A 20,641-nucleotide genomic window follows, 5' to 3' on the forward strand; every position below is an offset into this window, starting at 1 on the left:
CCTGGGCGGTTTCTTTACTCGCTGAAAATCCCAATAGATTTGAATTTATCATAACGCTGATCAATTAATTGCTGTTCGGATAACTCATTCAGTTCATCCAAAGACCGTTTGATCGCTTCGCCGATAAAGCGGGCTTGTTTATCATAGTCGTGATGGGCGCCTCCCCGGACTTCTGGAATCATTCGCTCGATGATTTTCATCTCCAGCAGATCCGGCGCTGTAATTTTCATCGCTTCTGCTGCTGTTTGGGCAAGCGCAGAATCTTTCCATAAAATCGACGCAGCACCTTCCGGTGAAATAACAGAGAACGTTGAATTCTCAAGCATCAAAATATGGTTGCCGACGCCAAGAGCCAGTGCACCACCGCTCCCGCCTTCACCAATGACGATTGACACAACGGGGACCTCAAGCCCCGCCATCTCAACCAGATTGCGGGCAATCGCTTCACTTTGGCCGCGTTCTTCGGCAGCTTTCCCTGGATACGCACCTTTTGTATCAATCAAGCAAATAATCGGGCGTTTGAACTTTTCTGCCTGTTTCATCAAGCGCAGCGCTTTTCTATAGCCTTCTGGATGAGGCATTCCGAAATTGCGGCGTATATTTTCTTTAGTGCTTTTTCCCCGCTGGTGGCCGATAACAGTGACCGGCTGGTCGTTGAAAGAAGCAATTCCACCAACGATTGCTTCGTCATCGCCATAAAGCCGGTCGCCATGCAGTTCAATAAAATCTTCAAACAAGATCGGAATATAATCGAGCGTTGTCGGGCGCTCAGGGTGGCGTGCCACTTGAACACGGTCCCACGGTTTCATATTTTCATAGATATCATTTTCGAGCTTGGATAATCGCTCTTCCAAGCTTTGGATTTCTGAACTTAAATCGACTTCTGCAGTCTTTGTATATTCTTTCAGTTCATCAATTTTTTGGCGCAACTGAATCAATGGTTCTTCAAAAGCCAATGTTTTCGGTGCCGCAGTATTTTTAGGCATTTTTTTCTGCCCCCTTATTGTGCAATCGCACGAGTGTCGCTAATGTATCTTGCATGTTCTCACGATGAACTACGGCATCCAGCTGGCCATGTTCCAGCAAAAACTCTGCTGTCTGAAAATTCTCAGGCAGCTTTTCCCGGACAGTCTGCTCGATTACCCGGCGTCCTGCGAACCCGATCAGCGCTTTTGGTTCGGCAATATTGATATCCCCGACAGAAGCGAAACTTGCTGAAACTCCGCCTGTCGTCGGATGCGTCAGAACCGAAATGAACAGCAAGCCTTCATTGCTGTGGCGTTTCAAGGCAACGCTTGTTTTGGCCATTTGCATCAATGACAATACGCCTTCCTGCATGCGTGCCCCTCCGCTTGCCGTGAAAATGATAAACGGCAAACGCTGTTTAGTTGCCGCTTCAATCGCCCGTGTAATTTTTTCCCCTACGACAGAGCCCATCGAGCCCATCCTGAAATGAGAATCCATAATTGCCACGACCACTTTCTGGCCTTTAAGCAACCCCGAACCTGTAAGCACCGCTTCATTTAATCCGGTTTTCTCACTGTCAGACTGGATTTTTTCAGAATACCCTGGAAATCCTAAAGGATTCTCGGATTTCAAATGGTCGTCCATGGATGTAAATGTTTCTTCATCCAGCAAGCTTTCAATCCGCTCGTAGGCAGTCATTTTAAAGTGATGATCGCATTTCGGACATACTTTATGAAGTTTGATGAGCTCTTTAGTGAGTGTAATATGTTTACAAGAAGGACATTTGGTCATTAATCCTTCCGGAACATCTTTGGATTTTTTTGTTGGAATTGTAGTTTCTCTTTTGTCTTTGTTTCGTTTGAAAATCTCACGAATCATCGCCATTTTGCATTCTCCTCTTTTGTATCCATCCACTCCATATTTTGAAGGACTGGACGGCTGACTCTGTGTCACGCTGTTCGAGCGCATTCAGTATCGGCAGTATGAGTTCTTTTTCCGGTTCACTGACAGTTTCTGCATAAGGATTGCCGCTATATTGCTGCAATAAAAACCAAATTTTTAAAGATAAACGATTTCCGGACAGTACCATTACTTCACGGACGAAATCTTCCCGCAGAAAACCTTCATCTCCGTCCAGCCTTTTTTTGAAGCTATCCCATACAAGCAGCCCGCTCAGCGAATCATTTTGGCAAATCAGACGAATTGCCGCAGCCTCATGCATAAGCCTTGTTTCCCAAACATCTTTTTGTGATTGGTTGTCCTGCAATATGAACGTGGATAAAACTTCTACTAGCTGATGATTTCTGTGGTCTGCCAGAAACGTGCCTTCTCCTCTCCGGGTTTCAATCAGGCCCAGCAGCTCCAGGCTGCGAAGTGCTTCCCGAAGAGTCGACCTTCCGACTTGCATTGTTTCAGCCAATTCTCTTTCAGATGGAATACGGTCGCCCGGCCGGATTTTTTCCCGCCGAATCATGTCACGAATATCTCTCACTATATCTAAATATCGCTTTGGTTGTTTCATGATTGCTCCTCGGTTTCCATTAATTTGAAAGTGGTCTGGCCACTCATAATGTTTAGGATACAAAATTTTTCACTTGCCGTAAAGAAAAAACTGCTTTTCTTGACAGAAAAGCAGTGATTGGAGCTTTTAAGTGTATTTCGCCGAATCTTCAGTAATATCCCCGCCCAAATAGCCATAAAAAAAGACTGTCACCAGCCGGAAAATTCCAAGATGGTTTACAGTCTTTTTTTCTCTGCCAACTGCCATTATGTTTCAATCGATTTACAAATAACTGAAACTTTATGATTGCGGTTTTCAATGGCTCCTTGTATTTCCAGGACGGCATGCTGTTCTAACAGCACATTGTATTTCGCATATTCTTTCGGAAACAACGTGACAGAAGCCAGGCCGGTATCATCCTGCAGACTGACAAATGCCATGGCATCTCCTTTTTTTGTACGAATCCGTTTGATTTCCTCCACCATGCCAAGAACAGCTACTTGCTCCCGGTCCCGCTTGTTTTTCAAATCTTTCAATTCCGCAAAATTTTTCGCCCGTTTTTCTTTTTCTCTGGCGATTGGATGCGTTGATAAATAAAAGCCGAGAACTTCTTTTTCAAAATCCAGTTTCATATTCTCTGGGATTGGATTGGCTTTTGCATATTTGGGTTTCATAAAACTCGTGCCCATATCGTCAAATAATCCCGGTTCTTCGTTCGGTTTCACCAGTTCTGCATGTTTTATGGCGCTGTCCAGAGAGGCAAGCAATACTGCCCGGTCCAGCCCAAAATCATCCAATGCCCCTGCTTTAATCAACGGTTCGAATGCTTTGCGGGTAAAATGGATGGCAGAAATGCGCTCCGCGATATCGAACATGCTGGTAAACGGACCTTCTTTCCGGGCTTCCATCAACGCCTTGACGGCACTTCCCGGCACTCCTTTGACCGTGTTCAATCCTATTCGAATCTGGCCTTCTTCGACCGAAAACGAATAAAAGCTTTTTTGGACGGAAGGCGGCAACAGGCCAATTTTCTTTTCTTTTATTTCCTGCAGCAATTGCTGCGTTTTTTCAGCGTTCCCTGCACTATTCGCTAAGATAGCCGCGTAAAAATAAACGGCGTAATGGGTTTTCATGAAAGCCAGCTGATAAGAAATCATGCTGTAGGCAACGGCATGGCTTTTCGGAAAACCATAGTCAGCGAAACGGACGATCAAGTTATAGACTTCTGTCGCGGCCGCTTCCGTAAAGCCTTTCGCTATCGCTCCGCGGGTGAAGTGCAGCCGTTCCTCGTCGAGAATTTCACGCTTTTTTTTGCTGACTGCCCGTCTCAGTAAATCTGCTTCTCCTAATGAAAAGCCTGCCATTTTGGCGGCAATCTGCATGATTTGCTCCTGATAAACTATGACTCCGTAAGTCTCACTTAAAATCGGTTCAAGTATGGGATGGACATAATCGACTTGTTCTTGTTTATGTTTTCGTTTTGCATAAAGCGGGATAAATTCCATCGGCCCCGGCCGGAACAGCGCATTGACTGCTACGATATCGCCGAATGCTGTCGGACGGATTTGCTGAAGCGCCCGGCGCATGCCGTCAGATTCCAGCTGGAAGATTCCCGTAGTATCTGAAGCTGCCAGCAATGCATAGGTCGCATTGTCCTTTAAAGAGATGCTGCTGTAATCGACCCATTTTTTCGTATCCATATGCACAAGCCGGCGAATTTGTTCAAGTATCGTTAAATTCCGCAATCCTAAAAAGTCCATTTTTAATAAACCTACCGCTTCAAGCTCTCCCATCGGCCATTGTGTGATGTAGATATCTTCACTGCCTTTTTCAATCGGCACATGGTCGACTAGCGGGGTTGGGCTCAAAATCACGCCAGCTGCATGAGTCGAGGCGTGGCGCGGCAAACCTTCAAGTTTCAATGCCGTCTTGAACCATAGTTTGCGCTCTTCTTTTTCAATAATCCAGTCATTTAAAGCCGGAGATTCTTTTAGCGCCGACCTTAAAGTTGTACCGATTCGATTCGGGATCATCTTCGATATGGCATCCAGTTCTTCTGCTTCAAAACCGAAAACGCGGGCAGTATCCCGTGCGACTGCTTTTGCTGACAGCGTCCCGAATGTAATGATTTGAGCAGTGCGGGCGTCGCCGTATTTCTTCGCTACGTATTCGACCACTTCATGCCGGCGATGATCGGCAAAATCGATGTCGATGTCCGGGAGCGTAACCCGTTCAGGATTTAAAAAACGTTCAAATAGCAGTCCATGTTCCAGCGGATCGACATCGGTGATTCGAAGCGAAAATGCCACCAGTGAACTTGCCGATGAACCCCGACCCGGTCCTGTCAAAATGCCATTGTCCCGTGCAAATTTCATGAAATCCGAAACAATCAGGAAATAATCGATATATCCCATGTTGCCGATCACGGATAATTCATACTGCAAGCGTTCCGTATAAGAATCGGAGTAACCTGGAACCCGATCCGCCAGGCCATTCTGGCAAAGCTCTAAAATATACGCACGCCGGTCAATTCCCTCCGCTAAAGGAAATACCGGCAGCAATTGCTGATTCATCGGAATGGCCACTTGGCAGCTTGCCAGCATTTTCTTTGTTTCATCCAACCACTCCGGATTAGATGAAAACCAGGCAGCGAATTCTTCGGCTGCAGGAACATACGCTTTTGTGTGTTCAGGGCGTTTCCGTTCTGCATCACTCATTTTAAGCCCTTGGCCAATGGCAGAAGCAACTTCAAATGCAAAAGCATCAGCTTCCTGCAAATAACGGGTTTCCTGCGTCGCCATAATCGGTATTTCCAATTGACCGCAACTAGCTGAGAAGCTGTCTTCTTCTGCCATTTTTTCTCCGCCGGGCCGTTCAATGCTGCCATAGCAGCGTTCACTGAAAACGGATTTCAAATAACCCAAAGCTTCCATTGCGTTTGCCATTATCCATTCGGTTTTATTCGGAATCGCACATATTAAACCCTCGCGGTAAGCTTTTAACCAGGATTCCGGAAGTGCCGTTTTATCCCGGGTCGATAAAGCGCTAGTTATTTTTAATAAGTTTTTATAGCCGGTGTTCGTCTGCGCATAAAGCACAACCGGATACTGCTGGCCTTCAAATTCGATGAACGTGGAAAGGCCGACCACCCCGTGGATGCCGGCCTTGTGGCATGCTTCCCAAAAAGGAAGGACGCCGTATAGTTTTGTATTGACGATGGCAGCAGATGCTGTCCCTTGTTCCATGAGAAAAGGGAAAAGTTCGTCAAGGCGCACCGTGCTTTTCAGCAAATCAGCCGATGTGCTTATATGCGGATAAACCATTGACAAGACAATCCCTCCTTTTTTATGACGCGCAAATTTCAATCAGCCGATCAATGACACGTTCTGCCTCTTCCCAGGAGTATGCCGTGGCACCGGATGCCATCGGATGGCCTCCGCCCCCGAATTCCTTGGCTAATCCATTAATGACCGGACCTTTTGACCGAAGGCGTACACGGATTTCCGTTTCTTCTTCGATAAAGATCACCCACGCTTTCAATCCTTTGACGTTTCCGAGTGAACCAACCAGTAACGAGGTCTCAGTTGCGGTTACGCCAAATTCCTTTAACACATCCAATGTGATTTTGACATAAGCGGCTCCACTATCGTCCATCACAAAGTTTTGATAGATGTACCCTTGCAAATGGAGCAGATTGCGGTCCATTTCGTACATGCCATTATGCAGTTCGTTGCGGTCGAAATCGTACTTGATCAATTCGCCGGCAACTTCGAAAGTTTTTTGTGTCGTACTTGGAAACAGGAAGCGGCCAGTGTCTCCGATAATTCCGGCGTATAATAGCCGAGCCGCCGAATCAGGCATTTGCCAGTTTTCAACTTGCTGTCCATATGTATACAATTCATACACCAATTCCGATGCAGAACTGGCATTGGTATCCACTAATAAAATATCACCGTAGGCATCGTCATTTGGATGATGGTCAATTTTTATGATTTTGGAACCTAATGAATAGCGCTGATCGTCCACACGTTCGGTATTCGCCGTATCTGTAACAATCACAAGCGCACCTTCAAAATCACTGTCTTGAACTGTATCGGGAAAATCCATGAAATCCAGTGTATAGTCATGCTCCCCTGCTGCCAAAATCTTTTTCTCCGGGTAATTATGCTGAAGCAAGTATTTTAAGCCAAGCTGTGAACCGTATGCATCTGGGTCCGGCCGTACATGGCGATGGATGACGATTGTTTCGTACTGTTTAATTGTGTCGATGATTTGACTGTTCATTTCCAAGTTCCTCCGTTATCTAAGGAAATCCATTCGCATTTTTATCCATTTCTCAGTACAATAGAATTGAGTTCTGGAATACAGGAGGTCCCTAATGTTAGTATTTGTCGGTTTAATCATTGTATCATTTGTTTTTTATTTTTATTATAAAACAAAACAGTTCCGCGCAACGCTTCCAATTCGCAAGAAATGGTATGCGGCGGTTGCTTCTTTTTCACTGGGCAGTTTCATTTTCTTCTTTGGAGTCAATGTCCTTTTCGTCAACCAGTCGGCTGTAACGTATATTGTTTCTGCCATTTTTATCATTCTTGGCATTGCTATGATGATTACCAATTATAAAGCAGCTAAACATTACCATAAGTTCGTAGCAGAAGAAACACGGCTGAATCAGTAAAAGTCTCTCCTAATGGGGAGATTTTTTTTTGCCTCTTCAGTCATCGATCCAATAATTGGAACGTCAATAACGCTTTTCCGACTATCTTATTGTCAAATACCACTTCTACATCCACTTTGGCGGATTTTCGGCTGATATGCAAAATCACTGGTTTCACAAGCAAGGTTGAGTCCAGTTGAACTGGATGCAAATAATAAACGGACATATTTTCTAATGCGCTGTCTCTTCTGTTTTTCGTTTTAAGCGCTGCCGTCGCCGCTTCCACTAAAATCGTGGTATAGGCGCCATATGAAACAGAACCATAGGAGTTCGTCATTTGAGGGGAGACCCGGAATTCCAATACTAATTTCTCTGATTGCTGCAGACGCAGCTGGCTCTTGATGATGTCGTCAATCGTCTCTCCTTGCTGCGGTTGGCGCTGGGCCGTCTGAATGGCTTTTAAGACATCTTGGCGGCTGATGACCCCTTTCAGTTTTCCATGGTCATCGGTAACCGGCATTAAATCTATGCCTTCCCAGATCATCCGATGGCCAGCTGACGCGACACTTGTTTGAAGCGAAACAGTGATTGGATCCCGCGTCATCACTTTCTCAACAGTCTCTTCATCGGTATGGCCGATTACATCTCGGGATGTAATAATGCCAACCAATTTGCCACTTTGATCAATTACCGGGAAACCGCCATGCGTCGTTTCTTTGTTCAGCTCACGGTAACGGCTGATCGGGTCTTTTTCAAACAGCAAATGGGTGTTTTCCAACGGGATTAAAATATCCTCAATCAACAAAATTTCTTTCTTGATCAGCTGATCGTAGATAGCGCGGTTGATCATTGTAGCGACCGTAAATGTATCATAGCTGGTTGAGATGACGGGCAATTCATATTCATCTGCCAATCGCTTGACAGCGTCTGTGGCATCAAAACCACCCGTCACCAGTACAGCAGCTCCCGCTCTCAATGCATATTCATGGGCTTTAAGGCGATTGCCGACAATCAGCAGATTGCCCGCTTCCGTATAGCGCATCATGTCTTCAAGCTGCATTGCGCCAATAACAAATTTCGTCAACGATTTATGAAGCCCGGCTCGTCCGCCCAACACTTGGCCATCGACGATATTGACGATTTCTGCGTATGTCAGGCGTTCAATATTCTCTTTCTTCTTGCGCTCAATTCGAATCGTACCTACCCGCTCAATTGTCGAAACAAGCCGCTGCGTTTCTGCTTCTTTAATCGCCCGATACGCCGTTCCTTCACTGACCTGCAGTTCTTTCGCAATCCGCCTTACCGAAATTTTCTCTCCAACCGGCAGCGTCTCGATATACTCCAGAATCTGTTCGTGTTTCGTTGCCATAAACTCACCTTTTCTTTCTGCTTCCTCTTCCCTTTAGTGTACCATATTCCTTAGTGAAACGAAGAGGTCTGTGTGGCTGGAAAGTCTCAGCAAAATGAAATTTTCGCCTCAAAAAAATCCGGAGAAACGAGTTCTCCGGAAATCCGTTCACAGGTCGATTATTCCTCCAACCTGCATGATATTCACTTCTGCATTTTTCACCATCGCTTTGAACTGTTCCGGATCCTGTTTGATCGGCGGGAACGTATTATAATGGATCGGCACCACGGTTTTAGGCTTCAATAACTCTGCCGCGTATGCGGCATCTTCCGGCCCCATCGTGAAAAAGTCGCCAATCGGCAAAAATGCCACATCAATGTTGTTGCGTTCCCCGATAATCGCCATATCCCCGAACACTTCCGTGTCCCCTGCATGGTAAATCGTTTTTCCTTCCGCTTTGAAGAGAATTCCTGCCGGCATCCCGCCATAGATGACTTCGCCGTCATTGGTGGTGTATGAAGAACTATGGAACGCTTTTGTATACTTGACCGTTCCAAATTCGAATTTGTGAGAGCCTCCGAGGTTCATCCCCACCGCATTGACTCCAAGGCCTGCCAGGTAATTTGCCAGTTCAACCGGTGCGACAACTTGCGCTTCATTGCTTTTCGCCAGTTCAACCGTGTCGCCTACATGGTCGTTATGCGCATGCGTCAATAAAATAACATTCGGTTTTTCTTCCTCTACACTCAAATCCGTCAAGCTGTTGCCGTTGATAAACGGATCGATCAGAATAGTGGTGCCTCCTGTTTTGATTTTCACAACAGAATGTCCGTGATAAGAAATTTGCATGAAATCCCTCCTGAGTTTATTGGCAATCATTTCAAGCAGTATTATACCCTGATTTTTGATATGCTACACATATAAAGAAGGAGGAATACATATGAATAAAATTAAGCAACTGCAAGATTATTTAAACGAATTCGAAATCGACGCTGCGTTTGTCACAAATCCAGACAACGTTTTTTACACCAGCGGATTCAAGAGCGACCCGCACGAACGCCTCCTTGGAGTCATGGTTTTGAAAGATGCAGAGCCGTTTTTGATCTGTCCGCAGATGGAAATTCCAGATGCCCAAAACGCCGGCTGGAGCGGCGATATTGTCGGTCATGTCGATACCGAAGATGCGATGGCAGTTTTGCATCGCGCCGCTTCAGAACGCTCAAAAAATATCCGCAGAGTTGCGATTGAAAAATCGCATATGACGGTAGACCGCTACGATGCACTGAATCGCTTATTCGACACTCCGGAATTTATCGCATTGGATGATAAAATCAATGCGATGCGGGTCATCAAAGACGAAGCCGAACTTCAAATTTTAAGAGAAGCCGCTGAATTGGCTGACTATGCAATCGAAATCGGAGCCAAAACCTTGCGCGAAGGCATCACGGAAATCGAAGTGATGACCGAAATCGAATTGGCGCTGAAAAAACGCGGTGTCACCCATATGTCATTTGATACAACTGTTCTCAGTGGACCTAAAGCGGCATCGCCGCACGGCAAAACAGGTGACCGCAAAATTCAGAAAGGCGATTTGGTTTTATTCGATCTTGGCGTTGTCCATAAAGGCTATTGCTCAGACATTACACGGACTTTGGCATTCGGTGAACCGAATGAAGAACAAAAGAACGTTTACGATGTTGTGCTGCGCGCTGAACTGGCGGCGGTAAATGCGGTCAAACCAGGAATCACTGCAGCTGAACTGGACCAGGCTTCCCGCCAGGTCATTGAAGACGCCGGCTATGGGGAATACTTCACTCACCGGTTAGGCCATGGGCTTGGCATTTCGGTCCACGAATTCCCATCTCTTCACGGTTCCAATAATATGGCCATGGAAGCCGGAATGGTCTTTACGATTGAACCAGGCGTTTACGTGCCAGGAAAAGTCGGCGTCCGCATTGAAGATGACGTCGCTGTAACTGAAAACGGCGTCGAAGTATTGACGAAATATCCAAAAGAACTTCAAATTATAAACAACTAAGAAAAGGCAGTTCCGCCGAAAACGGAACTGCCTTTTTTATAATTGTTTTGAAATCATAATTTTATCACTTACTGATATTCCGCCAACCAGCTGAGCTTGCCTTGGGCGAGCGCCAAGCCGCTTCGCGCCTTGCGGGGTCTCGGCTGTCTCGTTGCTTACGCTGCCCCGCAGGCAAGACATTGGCCGACGCCTGCGAGGCCGAGTCTTTGCGATGAAGCGTGTAACGCTGCAGGAGCAGTACGGTTTTCTCCGCTATTTGGCTCCATAACTGAAGAGCAGGAGGCAATACAAGAGAGCTTTCCAAAACAGTCACGATTTTAGAGATTCTCTAAAAGTGGTAAAAGGAAGTTGAATGTAGCGGAAGGCGGCGACTTCTGCGGAATCAGCACGTGCTGAAGACCCTGGACTGAGCGCAGCGAAGGAAGCGGCTGAAGCCGTGCCCGCGAAAAGCGTCCGCCCTGGAGCGAAATGCTTCCTAACAAGTTCTTAGCATACAAAAAAGCAGTTCCGCAAAAATGCGGAACTGCTTTTATGTTAATTATGCCAATAACTCGTCGACTGATTTGTATTCGACGCCTTGGTCTTTTGCAACAGCTTCATACGTTACATAACCTTGGAAAGTGTTGACGCCTTTTTTCAATGCTTCGTTTTCAAGCACAGCTTTTTTGAAGCCTTTGTTGGCAATTTGGACTGCATACGGAACCGTTACGTTTGTCAGACCCATTGTTGAAGTCCGCGGAACTGCTCCTGGCATATTTGCGACAGCGTAATGGACAACATTATGTTTTACATAAGTCGGGTTGTCGTGAGTCGTGATGCGGTCGCTTGTTTCGAATATTCCGCCTTGATCGATTGCGATATCAACCACGACAGAACCTGGTTTCATAGATTTAATCATATCTTCAGATACAAGTTTTGGAGCTTTTGCGCCTGGAATTAATACAGCACCAACAACTAGATCTGCTTCTTTTACAGAATCAGCAATGTTCAATGGATTCGAGATCAATGTTTGAACATCTCCACCAAACAAGTCGTCAAGCTGGCGAAGGCGATCCGGGTTCAAGTCAAGAATAGTGACACTTGCTCCCATGCCTACTGCCACTTTTGCTGCATTCGTTCCAGCAACACCGCCGCCGACAATCGTTACTTTACCGCGTGAAACGCCTGGGATTCCCCCAAGCAGAATTCCGCCGCCACCGTGAATTTTCTCTAGGAATTGAGCGCCGATTTGAGTTGACATTTTGCCTGCTACTTCGCTCATCGGTGTAAGCAATGGCAATGATTTGTTTGGAAGCTGAACTGTTTCATAAGCAATTCCGATTACTTTAGAATCAAGCATCGCTTGTGTCAATTCTGGCTCAGGAGCCAAATGAAGATATGTAAAGAGAATCATGCCTTCTCGGAAATAACCGTATTCTGACGCAACCGGTTCTTTTACTTTCATAATCATTTCCTGAGCCCATGCTTCTTCAGCAGTTTCTACGATTTGAGCTCCAGCCGTTTTGTAATCTTCGTCTGTAAAACCTGAGCCAAGCCCTGCCCCAGATTGAATAACCACTTCATGGCCAAAAAGCGCTAAATTGACAACGCCGGCTGGCGTCATTGCTACTCGATTTTCATTGTTCTTAACTTCTGTCGGTACCCCAATACGCATTACAAAACCCTCCATTTGTGTTCTTTAGAATAGTAATTTAAGAAAAATTTGAAATATGTAAAGCAACTCCATTCTATCAGATATTTCAGGATTTGACTTATTTTTTTGTAATTAGTCTCTTTTTTCATTTAATTGTTAATTTTCCACTTATAGTTATTCGAATTTTAGTATATAAATTTTCTGTCATCTGTTATATAGATATAATAATCCTCCTTATAAAAGACAGACATTTGCAAAAGTTCAGGATAAAAGAAGGAACTTGCAGTAATTTATCGAAATGTATAACTATAGACAAGGAGGAATGCAAAATGACGTTAAAGTATTCACAAATTCTAGTAGCAGTTGATGGTTCTAAAGAAGCGGAATGGGCTTTCAAAAAATCGGTTGGCATCGCCAAACGGAACCATGCCACATTGAATTTAGTAAACATCATTGATACTCGATCTTTTGCCGCTATTGAAGCTTACGATCGCTCAATTGCAGACCGTGCCCAGAAATTTGCTGAAGATTTACTCGGAGGCTATAAAAAAGAGGCCCATGCAGCAGGCGTTGAAAGCGTTAATATTCTTGTGGATTATGGTTCGCCGAAATCAATGATTTCCCGAGAACTGGCTAAAAAAGTAAGTGCTGATTTGATCATTTGTGGAGCGACTGGATTGAATACAGTTGAACGTTTCCTCATCGGCAGTGTCTCCGAGCATATTGTGCGCTCGGCAAAATGTGACGTACTGGTTGTACGCACTGAAGAAGCAGACGATGATATTAACGATACCAATTCCTACAGAACAAGTGACGAAGCCGGCTCTGACCCGAATGCAGAGCATATTGTAGGCGACAAAACATTGATTCAAAGGGGTTCAGATTCAGAAGTAGGAAAAGATATCGGCAGACGATAATATTCTGTAAAACAAAGTAAAAGACTCCGTTTGCCGGCCATTGCAGACTGAGTCTTTTTTTACTTCTATATAGCTGGTATTCGCCAAATTCTTATTTCGTTTTTATTAGAATTCAGTGATTTGTTGACGAAATCATGTTCACTGGTTCACCTCCTTCCTTTTACAATTTAAAAACAAATAGACAGAAAGCTCTTAGCTCTTTGTCTTTTTGTTTTTATCCTCTTTATCAAAATTCACCAGCATACTGTTTTTTTAACCTATTATTCAACTCTTCTACTACCAAAGGATTCCACACCAATTCTTGGTCCATAAGCAGTTTATAGCCTCCCACAGGATTGGAGTCATTGATTTTTTGATAAGCCTCTATTAAAAGTTCAAGTTCTGCGGGATCATAATAATCCCCTTGTGAATCATTGAGCACCTGCGCTTCCTTCGCATGTACCAAAGACTTTTGCGGGTTGGCCAGCAATTGGATTTCTGCTAATAACAATAAGTCATCTATTTTAAACTCCTCATTATCATTCTTGATTTTCTTTTCAAGAGAAACAATGGCTTTTCTATAAAAGCCTTGTTCTAAGTACAAATCCGTTCTAATCCAATGGGCTTCATCGACATCATAAATATCGTAGCTTTCCATGAGTTCGTTTAAAATTCCTTCAGCTTTCGCCTATCGCTTCGTCTCAAGTGCAATATAGGCCCGTTCGAACTTAGCATTTCTAGCTTGCTGTTCTTTTTCCAAGCCTTTCAAGAAAGTATTTTGAAATTCCTCTATCTCCATGCCGGTCAACTCTTGAAGATTTTCATAAAATTCATTTGTTGTCTTAGATTCTAACATCTCCGGGATGAAATCCGTGCCATGATCTCCAACTAATGATTGAATGGCTAAATAGCTCTGGGCATACGGATTAAAATTTCTCGAAGCCGCTCTTTCAAACTCCATAGCTGAATCCAAATTATGAAAATCAATGACTTTTACATTTTCAAGCTCATACCAGTAACTGCTGTCTTCCGCTAAAAAGTCTGCCAGGCCTTCTTCAAACCATACCGGTATCCGGTTAATAGACAAGTGATTTTCTTCGGAAAACAAATGACTTTGATAATGGGTATATTCATGCAAAAGAATGACTTCCCACATGACATCTTCTGGAACTAAATGGATGGTCCGGTTGTATGTGCTGTAATAGCCCGCTATTCCCTCCATGCCTGAATTGGCTTCCAGTGAGTTGTAGTTTTCATGGAATTCAATGGTCAATCCTTCATCGTTCTCAATAGCGAAATAGGAATCGAATAAATCTTCTTTTTCCTGCAGCAGCTCATCGATTTTTTCAACATGCTGTTCACTTTCCTGTGAATAAAAATAAGTAACTCCATTTTTTTCGGTCTTACTTAATTCTTTTTGAGATGGCACTTGAAAAATTGTGCTGGTAAAAAGCCGTGTTTTTTCTTCATATGCTAAGTCGTTATCTTTCACCGTATATTCAACGTATGAATTAGCAAATGTGATTAATCCGACGACGATAGACAATGAAAGGGCAAAAATCATCAGAACAGTGTATTCGCCTGTGCTGCGGAGACTCATAAATTCCAGTCTTTGCGTCAAAATTCCGTATACACTCATAATAAACAAGACCATGCATATAAGAAAAAACACCGCGGCTACCATCAGCCCGCCGAGCAGTCCTTGATTGAAAATCAGCAAATAACTCCCGAATGACATGGCAATCAAAATTAAAAATAATATAAAGTATTTCATTATTTTTTTCATTTCGGGCCTCCGTTATTTTTCATCGCTTAAGGGGTACAGGATTGAAAGTCCATCTATAATAAACGCCATATTCATTTCAATCAATTTCTCTATATATCATCAGCAGCTTGTTTAGAAAAGTCTTCCCTATACTATTCCCGTGATAAGTTGCAATTACGCCAAAACCTGACACGAAATGATGGAAGAACTGATATAAATTTCACCAAGACGCAAGTCGCCTTTATTTAGAGAATAGACTGGCAGCCAATTAGTTGAAACCTTTTACCTAAGCCTAATAAACTTGTTCTTTCCTATATTTTAATAGCAAATATAGACGGTGCTGAAATGCAAAATAAAACAGTGCTTCCAATATAGAGGCACTGTTGAGCCTAATTTATTTTCCGATGCTTAATATTAACGGATTCATATCTGAATCGCATTCAGCCAATACATAATCAGTAAAGTCTACCTGTTCTTCTTTTTCTATTGAAGTACAATTCAGTTCCATGACTTCTCCAGAGCCATATTTGTCTTTGCTGGAATCGTATACATATTCAATCATTTCCCCATTAAAGCTAAGATCTTGGTATATCGGGTCGCCTTCAATGGTGTAATTGACGATGCGGATGGCATCTTCTTGCCCTTGATTAACGTATGACAAGAACCTCTCAAACCTGTCCAAGTTTTCAATTTCTCCATGCCGGTTAAAAATTCGATCTCTTCCATATGAATCATCGCCATTTGCATCGGGATTTCCTGGCTCTTCAGCAGAGCTTTGGCAGCCGGCAGCCAATAATGCTAATCCGATCAGTAAAATTTTTTTCAACTTACCCATCATTTACACCTTCTTTTTCAATTAGACGAAAGTGCCCGTTGAAAATTACATGTTCCTGCTAATTTATTTCAGCCAGCTGTCCAAAAATTTTCTCTGCTCTTCCCCATAATAGTCTATAAAAAATTCTTTGAATTCAGGCGTATTGACATTCTTGAATTGATATTCCTGATAATACGCGGAAAGAAATTCAAGCGCTTCTTCCTGGCCGCCTCTCTCATTGAAAAAATCCCGCAATAATAGCGGCGCTTCCCCGTATACAGTGGAAACATATGACCCTTCATTGAACTTTTCCAGCGGTAAATTCACATAATTTTCAGTCGGGTAGTATGCAGCGGAGTCTTGGGCTGAACTAAAGCCGTACTGTTCATCATTATAATAATCCGCTAAAAAAATCGATGCCGCAAATTCTGTCAGGCTTTCATCTGCCCAAGCATCTTCATATGGGTCATTGCCGACAATATAATAAAACCATTGATGGGCAATTTCGTGGACTAATACTTCGTCAAGTGCATCCCGAGTTTTGGCTACCTCTATAACATTCGGATATTCCATATAGCCGTCATTCGCAATAATATCAAGTTCCGGGAACGGGTTGTCCCCGATATTTTCTTCGAAGAAAGTATAAGCAGCTTTCGCCTTGACTATATTTTCGTCAAGAAAGTCTTGGTCATTCGGCATAAACAACCGCAATACCGTATCGTTTGCTTGTACGGATTCATGCAGCCATTCTTCCGTATTCAAAAATGCCACATAGAAATCCTTGATGCGCTCTCCTTTTACGGTTCCCGAGGAACTAGGCTCAATGTTTCCTTCGATGGCCGAACTGGCTACGAAATACTCTTTAGGCAAACTATAGCTCACTTCAAAATTGCCGAAGCCGGTATGGTAAGATTCTCCGAGCATATCAAAATCCTGGATATCCCATCCATTGTCATATTGAGCCAGCATCGGATACCATTGCGCTAGAAAGTAATTATCACCGACTTGGGACAAGCGCATGCCGTCTTTAGGGATCAGCAATGTATAATCAATCACCACGTGTTGACTGTTTCCCGGTTCCAAAGTATTTTCCAACTCAATCAGCAGCTCATTATTCTCTAGGTTATAAGCCAATTCTCTATCGCCCTGCTTGACTGAATTGACCGTTATTTCTGCTGCTTCCTGCGTAAAATTCGGAAGTTCTTCTGAGTTAATGGCATTGGGCACAAGATAAAAACCGAGGTCTTCAAAAGCTTCTTCTGATTCATTTAACACTTCGATTTCTGTGCTGATCTGAAACCGGTTCTGTTCATCCAGTGAAAGGTCTATTTTATAGTCCGCGCTCGCGCCCATTTCAGTTGAGCCTTTTTCATTGCTGTCACGCGACAAGAAAACAAGAAGCACTCCGACCACAACTGCAGCCACCGCCACTAAAATCCAAATCATTCGTTTGTTTTTCAGCATGCTGGTCATTTGAAATCTCCTATCTTACTGACGGCATTCTCAAACAGCCAATCAGCCTGTTGTGCGGGCTTTACCGTTTCTTCATAATAGGCTTCCGCTTTCCAATAGCGCCGCTTTAACAAATCGGTTTTGTTTCGCATGTCTTGAGATTCCCTGAAAAAGCGGTCTTCTGCCGAACATTCCACGTACACCACTTGATCAAAAAAGTTCCTCCATTCTTTGCGCTGCAGAAATACGCCTTCGACCAAAACGACTCCTTCATCTGGAAGTTCAATGGTTTTTAAACTATGGCTGTCTTTTTTAGTATCGTAATACCACAGCTCCAGAAAATTAGCGCTTTTCAATTTGCCAAAGAAAAACTCGGCCAGATGTTCAGCTTCCCATTGCAAAAAATAATACTCCTGCCATTCTTCCAACCCTGTGCCATAGCGCCGCTTGCGTTCCACAATAAAGTCATCGGTGTGGAATACCTGAACAGAAATACCGGCGCCTTTTAAATACTTCTCTAATTTGCCGGCAAAAGTGGTTTTGCCTGACCGGCTTAATCCATCAATTCCAATAATCGTTTTGCCTGAAAAATTATGCAGAGGGATATTCCTGAAAAAATCTTCGTATTCTATTTTCAACTTCCAATCAAACCTTTCCTTGATTCTTCTTTTTATCATTCGACAATTGGCTGTTTTTTCCTTCAGAAACTTTTTAAAATGGCGCTATTCAAATTTGCTTTCCTTACTATCGCTCTTGCCGTTCTATGTTATTATTAACAGTGGTCAAAAAAGAGGTTCGCAAACTCCCTCTCTAAAAAACTAAGGAGATGTTTCAATTGAAAAAAGAAAAAGCGGTTGTCGTTTTCAGCGGCGGCCAAGACAGTACCACTTGCCTATTCTGGGCTTTGAAAAATTTTAATGAAGTCGCCACGGTGACATTCGATTACGGCCAGCGCCACTCAGCTGAGATTGAATGTGCCCGAAAAATTGCAGAAGAACTCGGCGTTTCTTTCAAAGTGCTCGACATGACGTTGATCAACCAGCTATCAGCCAATGCGCTGACCCGTGATGACATTGAAGTGACAGCAAAAGAAGGAGAACTGCCATCAACTTTCGTGCCAGGCAGAAATCACTTATTCTTCTCCTTTGCAGCTGTTTATGCAGATGCCATCGGTGCTCGGCATTTAGTTACCGGAGTCAGCCAAACCGATTTCAGCGGTTACCCGGATTGTCGCGACACATTCATCCGATCGCTGAATGTGACATTGAATCTGGCGATGGACAAACAATTTATCATTCATACGCCATTAATGTGGCTTGATAAATCGGAAGTGTGGGAACTTGCAGATGAACTGGACGCCCTCGACTTTGTGCAAGACAAAACCTTGACGTGCTATAACGGAGTTCCAAGTACAGGCTGCGGCGAGTGCCCAGCATGCGTCTTACGCAACGAAGGACTTGCGGTATACAAAGCGCGGAAGTCAGCAGGTGAACCTGTATGATGCAGCAATTCTATCCAGCGGTTCCGCATGAATTCCGTTTCGAACTGAACAAAGACTTGAATTTCTCGGCAGCGCATTTTATCCCGAGCGAAGACGCCGGGCAATGCAAGGAAATGCATGGGCACACCTACTTTGTCAATGTCACGGTCGGCGGAGATGAACTGGATGCTATTGGTTTCCTGATTGACTTTAAATCCATAAAAAAAGCCATCCATAAAAAATACGATCATTCGGTTTTGAATAATCATCCTGAATTTGAAAACAAGTTTCCTACAACAGAACTTTTGGCTCAGCAAATTTGGCAGTCCATCCAGGACATTCTCCAGGCTACTGCCAATAAACCAACTTGCCTGCAAGTCATCGTGCGCGAGACTCCGACAAGCTATGTCGTTTACCGCCCGCGCAAGGAGGACTTGCTATGAAAATACCGGTAATGGAAGTTTTCGGTCCGACGATCCAAGGAGAAGGAATGGTCATTGGACAAAAAACAATGTTTGTCCGAACAGCAGGATGTGATTATTCCTGTTCTTGGTGCGACTCCAAATTCACTTGGGACGGCACAGGCCGCAGCGTTTCTAAGCAGCCTGTCGACATTATTGAAGAGCTGAAGAGTATCGGCGGTGAAGCATTTTCGCATGTAACGATTTCTGGCGGCAACCCGGCCCTTCATAAAGGAATAGGAGAACTTGTCGACTTATGCCACCAAAACGGCTGGAAAGTCGGAGTGGAAACACAAGGCTCGATTTGGCAGGACTGGATGCCGAAAATTGACGACATCACAATTTCACCAAAGCCGCCAAGTTCTGGCATGGTCACCGATTTCGAGAAATTGGATGGCTTTTTACAAAAGTTGAACGACTCAAATGCCAGCTTGAAAGTCGTCATTTTCGACGAAGAAGATTTTAAGTATGCAGAAGATGTCCACTTGCGCTATCCAGGCGTCCCGTTCTTTTTGCAGACAGGCAACAGTGACACAGCAACAACCGATGATGCACATTTGACGGCTACTCTTTTAGAGCGCTATGAATGGCTGATTGGCCAGTCGATCCGTTCTGCGATTATGAACGACGCCAAAGTCTTGCCGCAGCTCCACGCACTTGTATGGGGCAATAAACGCGGAGTGTAAATATAAGAAAAAGCGTGGAATCATTATTGATTCCACGCTTTTTTATTCCTTCTCAGCTGATGCTTTTCAAGGCTTGCTTTACAGTGGCAAAAGACTCGATTGTCGACATGTCTATGCCGCTCTTAATGATCGTCTGTGCCAAATCTGGCCGCAATCCAGCCGCAACCACATGTATCCCCATCAACCTAAGTGTGCTTCCAATCTGATGAATCGCTTCTGCGACTTGAACGTTAATGGTCACCAGACCCGAAAAATCCGAAATCACATGTCCTACATTCATATCCGCTAATCTCGGAATAACATTGTCGATAATATGCTTGATCCGCTCCTCGTCAATAAAACCAATCAGCGGCAACACGACGATGTCATCTTTTATAGGAACAATCGGAGCTGACAATCTTGTCAGTTCTTTTTTGGTTTCTTCCTGATACTGGGCAGAAAGCCGTTCAAACGCAAAAAAGGTTTCGTTCAAACTGACATCCAGCAGCGTATTAATCCGTTTGAATATGAATGCCGATTCCTTAACGGTCAGATTCAAGTCTATGCTGATATCAGTAAATAGTTCATTGAAAATTTCTCTCGTAGGAGAATAGCGGATGACGATTTCAGAGATTTTGCCTCCTGCTGACACTTGCATGGCGGCATTCTTTTTACTCCATTCTATTAATGGCTCTGGAACCGACTCTTCATCTTCGTTCACCAACAGATCTCCAAAAAAATTCAAGAGCTGATTGTACATTAAAATCGCTTGTTCCCTCTCCGCTTCCGAAATTATGAGATCCATTCTGCGGATCACATTATCGACGATATCAACGGGCAACGCGTCGATATTTTTCTGTATGTATTGGGAAAAACTATAAATTCCGTTCATTGTAATTCCACCTTTTTCTATTCTCATCTTTTTATTATAGCTTAAAATAGTATTTTTTTCTTAGCACAATTTG

19 protein-coding genes, 1 pseudogene and 1 riboswitch are annotated in these 20,641 nt (G+C 43.8%); of the genes and pseudogenes, 6 read left to right on the forward strand and 14 right to left on the reverse strand.

The features are described 5' to 3' along the window. Positions 1-14: 14 nt before the first annotated feature. The 5 genes from accA to ACSFXN_RS09120 all read right to left on the reverse strand — a co-directional run bounded on the left by accA (position 15) and on the right by ACSFXN_RS09120 (position 6,751). Positions 15-986, reverse strand: a complete 972-nt coding sequence (accA, locus tag ACSFXN_RS09100; protein WP_437149790.1) for an acetyl-CoA carboxylase carboxyl transferase subunit alpha — start codon at positions 984-986, stop codon at positions 15-17. Further along, the gene (accD, locus tag ACSFXN_RS09105; protein WP_300992290.1) at positions 979-1,851 is read right to left on the reverse strand and encodes an acetyl-CoA carboxylase, carboxyltransferase subunit beta; all 873 of its coding nucleotides are present in this window, start codon (positions 1,849-1,851) and stop codon (positions 979-981) included. The genes accA and accD overlap by 8 nt, the downstream gene beginning before the upstream one ends. Next, positions 1,835-2,488, reverse strand: a complete 654-nt coding sequence (locus ACSFXN_RS09110; RefSeq protein WP_437149791.1) for a FadR/GntR family transcriptional regulator — start codon at positions 2,486-2,488, stop codon at positions 1,835-1,837. The genes accD and ACSFXN_RS09110 overlap by 17 nt, the downstream gene beginning before the upstream one ends. Positions 2,489-2,733: 245 nt before the next feature. Beyond that, the gene (dnaE, locus tag ACSFXN_RS09115; protein WP_437149919.1) at positions 2,734-5,790 is read right to left on the reverse strand and encodes a DNA polymerase III subunit alpha; all 3,057 of its coding nucleotides are present in this window, start codon (positions 5,788-5,790) and stop codon (positions 2,734-2,736) included. 22 nt (positions 5,791-5,812) lie between these two features. Then, complete coding sequence (locus ACSFXN_RS09120; protein WP_300992288.1) at positions 5,813-6,751, reverse strand: DHH family phosphoesterase; 939 nt, start codon at positions 6,749-6,751, stop codon at positions 5,813-5,815. 94 nt (positions 6,752-6,845) lie between these two features. Between ACSFXN_RS09120 and ACSFXN_RS09125 the strand changes: the two genes are divergently transcribed. Next, positions 6,846-7,145 (forward strand): YtpI family protein, encoded by a 300-nt coding sequence (locus ACSFXN_RS09125; RefSeq protein WP_300992287.1) that lies wholly within the window; start codon positions 6,846-6,848, stop codon positions 7,143-7,145. 40 nt (positions 7,146-7,185) lie between these two features. On the opposite strand, the gene ACSFXN_RS09130 is transcribed toward ACSFXN_RS09125, so the two are convergent. Then, positions 7,186-8,493 (reverse strand): DRTGG domain-containing protein, encoded by a 1,308-nt coding sequence (locus tag ACSFXN_RS09130; protein ID WP_300992286.1) that lies wholly within the window; start codon positions 8,491-8,493, stop codon positions 7,186-7,188. Between the two features lie 147 nt (positions 8,494-8,640). Beyond that, positions 8,641-9,321 carry a metal-dependent hydrolase gene (locus ACSFXN_RS09135; protein ID WP_300992285.1) on the reverse strand — a complete coding sequence of 227 codons (681 nt, stop codon included), beginning with the start codon at positions 9,319-9,321 and terminating at the stop codon, positions 8,641-8,643. A 91-nt stretch (positions 9,322-9,412) separates the two neighbouring features. Between ACSFXN_RS09135 and ACSFXN_RS09140 the strand changes: the two genes are divergently transcribed. Further along, positions 9,413-10,510, forward strand: a complete 1,098-nt coding sequence (locus ACSFXN_RS09140; protein WP_437149792.1) for a M24 family metallopeptidase — start codon at positions 9,413-9,415, stop codon at positions 10,508-10,510. Between the two features lie 538 nt (positions 10,511-11,048). Here the strand turns inward: ACSFXN_RS09140 and ald are convergent. Next, entirely contained in the window at positions 11,049-12,164 is a 1,116-nt protein-coding gene (ald, locus tag ACSFXN_RS09145; protein WP_437149793.1) for an alanine dehydrogenase, read from the reverse strand. Positions 12,165-12,472: 308 nt separating this feature from the next. On the opposite strand from ald, the pseudogene ACSFXN_RS09150 reads away from it, so the two are divergent. Then, positions 12,473-12,916: pseudogene (locus ACSFXN_RS09150) on the forward strand (universal stress protein); the annotation flags it as partial. 370 nt (positions 12,917-13,286) lie between these two features. Here ACSFXN_RS09150 and ACSFXN_RS09155 read toward each other — a convergent pair. The 5 genes from ACSFXN_RS09155 to ACSFXN_RS09175 form a co-directional block, all read right to left on the reverse strand. Next, positions 13,287-13,697, reverse strand: a complete 411-nt coding sequence (locus tag ACSFXN_RS09155) for a hypothetical protein (RefSeq protein ID WP_437149794.1) — start codon at positions 13,695-13,697, stop codon at positions 13,287-13,289. 30 nt (positions 13,698-13,727) lie between these two features. Continuing rightward, positions 13,728-14,825 (reverse strand): hypothetical protein, encoded by a 1,098-nt coding sequence (locus ACSFXN_RS09160; protein WP_437149795.1) that lies wholly within the window; start codon positions 14,823-14,825, stop codon positions 13,728-13,730. A 373-nt stretch (positions 14,826-15,198) separates the two neighbouring features. Further along, positions 15,199-15,639, reverse strand: coding sequence for a DUF4362 domain-containing protein (locus ACSFXN_RS09165; RefSeq protein ID WP_437149796.1), 441 nt, complete (start codon positions 15,637-15,639; stop codon positions 15,199-15,201). A gap of 63 nt (positions 15,640-15,702) precedes the next feature. After that, positions 15,703-17,091, reverse strand: coding sequence for a M1 family metallopeptidase (locus ACSFXN_RS09170; RefSeq protein ID WP_437149797.1), 1,389 nt, complete (start codon positions 17,089-17,091; stop codon positions 15,703-15,705). After that, positions 17,088-17,708 (reverse strand): kinase, encoded by a 621-nt coding sequence (locus tag ACSFXN_RS09175; RefSeq protein ID WP_437149798.1) that lies wholly within the window; start codon positions 17,706-17,708, stop codon positions 17,088-17,090. Before ACSFXN_RS09175 ends, ACSFXN_RS09170 begins: the two co-directional genes overlap by 4 nt. Positions 17,709-17,854: 146 nt before the next feature. After that, a riboswitch (PreQ1 riboswitch) is annotated at positions 17,855-17,898 on the forward strand. Between the two features lie 7 nt (positions 17,899-17,905). Here ACSFXN_RS09175 and queC point away from each other — a divergent pair. The 3 genes from queC to queE are packed head-to-tail and all read left to right on the forward strand — an operon-like array spanning position 17,906 to position 19,697. Next, positions 17,906-18,571 (forward strand): 7-cyano-7-deazaguanine synthase QueC, encoded by a 666-nt coding sequence (gene queC, locus ACSFXN_RS09180; protein ID WP_437149799.1) that lies wholly within the window; start codon positions 17,906-17,908, stop codon positions 18,569-18,571. Continuing rightward, positions 18,568-18,993, forward strand: a complete 426-nt coding sequence (queD, locus tag ACSFXN_RS09185; RefSeq protein WP_300992277.1) for a 6-carboxytetrahydropterin synthase QueD — start codon at positions 18,568-18,570, stop codon at positions 18,991-18,993. The genes queC and queD overlap by 4 nt, the downstream gene beginning before the upstream one ends. Continuing rightward, on the forward strand, positions 18,990-19,697 hold the full coding sequence (gene queE, locus ACSFXN_RS09190; RefSeq protein ID WP_437149800.1) for a 7-carboxy-7-deazaguanine synthase QueE: 708 nt from the start codon (positions 18,990-18,992) through the stop codon (positions 19,695-19,697). The genes queD and queE overlap by 4 nt, the downstream gene beginning before the upstream one ends. Positions 19,698-19,749: 52 nt before the next feature. Here queE and ACSFXN_RS09195 read toward each other — a convergent pair whose 3' ends face one another. Then, a complete protein-coding gene (locus ACSFXN_RS09195; protein WP_437149801.1) occupies positions 19,750-20,568 on the reverse strand; it encodes an STAS domain-containing protein in 819 nt (272 codons plus the stop codon). Between the last annotated feature and the right edge of the window lie 73 nt (positions 20,569-20,641).

This window comes from Planococcus sp. 1R117A, assembly GCF_051417975.1.
Classification (GTDB): domain Bacteria; phylum Bacillota; class Bacilli; order Bacillales_A; family Planococcaceae; genus Planococcus; species Planococcus shenhongbingii.

Coding starts and splice junctions, on each gene's coding strand:
- accA (WP_437149790.1), bottom strand. CDS start 986: ATGCCTAAAAATACTGCGGCACCGAAAACATTGGCTTTTGAAGAACCA.
- accD (WP_300992290.1), bottom strand. CDS start 1,851: ATGGCGATGATTCGTGAGATTTTCAAACGAAACAAAGACAAAAGAGAA.
- ACSFXN_RS09110 (WP_437149791.1), bottom strand. CDS start 2,488: ATGAAACAACCAAAGCGATATTTAGATATAGTGAGAGATATTCGTGAC.
- dnaE (WP_437149919.1), bottom strand. CDS start 5,790: ATGGTTTATCCGCATATAAGCACATCGGCTGATTTGCTGAAAAGCACG.
- ACSFXN_RS09120 (WP_300992288.1), bottom strand. CDS start 6,751: ATGAACAGTCAAATCATCGACACAATTAAACAGTACGAAACAATCGTC.
- ACSFXN_RS09125 (WP_300992287.1), top strand. CDS start 6,846: ATGTTAGTATTTGTCGGTTTAATCATTGTATCATTTGTTTTTTATTTT.
- ACSFXN_RS09130 (WP_300992286.1), bottom strand. CDS start 8,493: ATGGCAACGAAACACGAACAGATTCTGGAGTATATCGAGACGCTGCCG.
- ACSFXN_RS09135 (WP_300992285.1), bottom strand. CDS start 9,321: ATGCAAATTTCTTATCACGGACATTCTGTTGTGAAAATCAAAACAGGA.
- ACSFXN_RS09140 (WP_437149792.1), top strand. CDS start 9,413: ATGAATAAAATTAAGCAACTGCAAGATTATTTAAACGAATTCGAAATC.
- ald (WP_437149793.1), bottom strand. CDS start 12,164: ATGCGTATTGGGGTACCGACAGAAGTTAAGAACAATGAAAATCGAGTA.
- ACSFXN_RS09155 (WP_437149794.1), bottom strand. CDS start 13,697: ATGGAAAGCTACGATATTTATGATGTCGATGAAGCCCATTGGATTAGA.
- ACSFXN_RS09160 (WP_437149795.1), bottom strand. CDS start 14,825: ATGAAAAAAATAATGAAATACTTTATATTATTTTTAATTTTGATTGCC.
- ACSFXN_RS09165 (WP_437149796.1), bottom strand. CDS start 15,639: ATGGGTAAGTTGAAAAAAATTTTACTGATCGGATTAGCATTATTGGCT.
- ACSFXN_RS09170 (WP_437149797.1), bottom strand. CDS start 17,091: ATGACCAGCATGCTGAAAAACAAACGAATGATTTGGATTTTAGTGGCG.
- queD (WP_300992277.1), top strand. CDS start 18,568: ATGATGCAGCAATTCTATCCAGCGGTTCCGCATGAATTCCGTTTCGAA.
- queE (WP_437149800.1), top strand. CDS start 18,990: ATGAAAATACCGGTAATGGAAGTTTTCGGTCCGACGATCCAAGGAGAA.
- ACSFXN_RS09195 (WP_437149801.1), bottom strand. CDS start 20,568: ATGAACGGAATTTATAGTTTTTCCCAATACATACAGAAAAATATCGAC.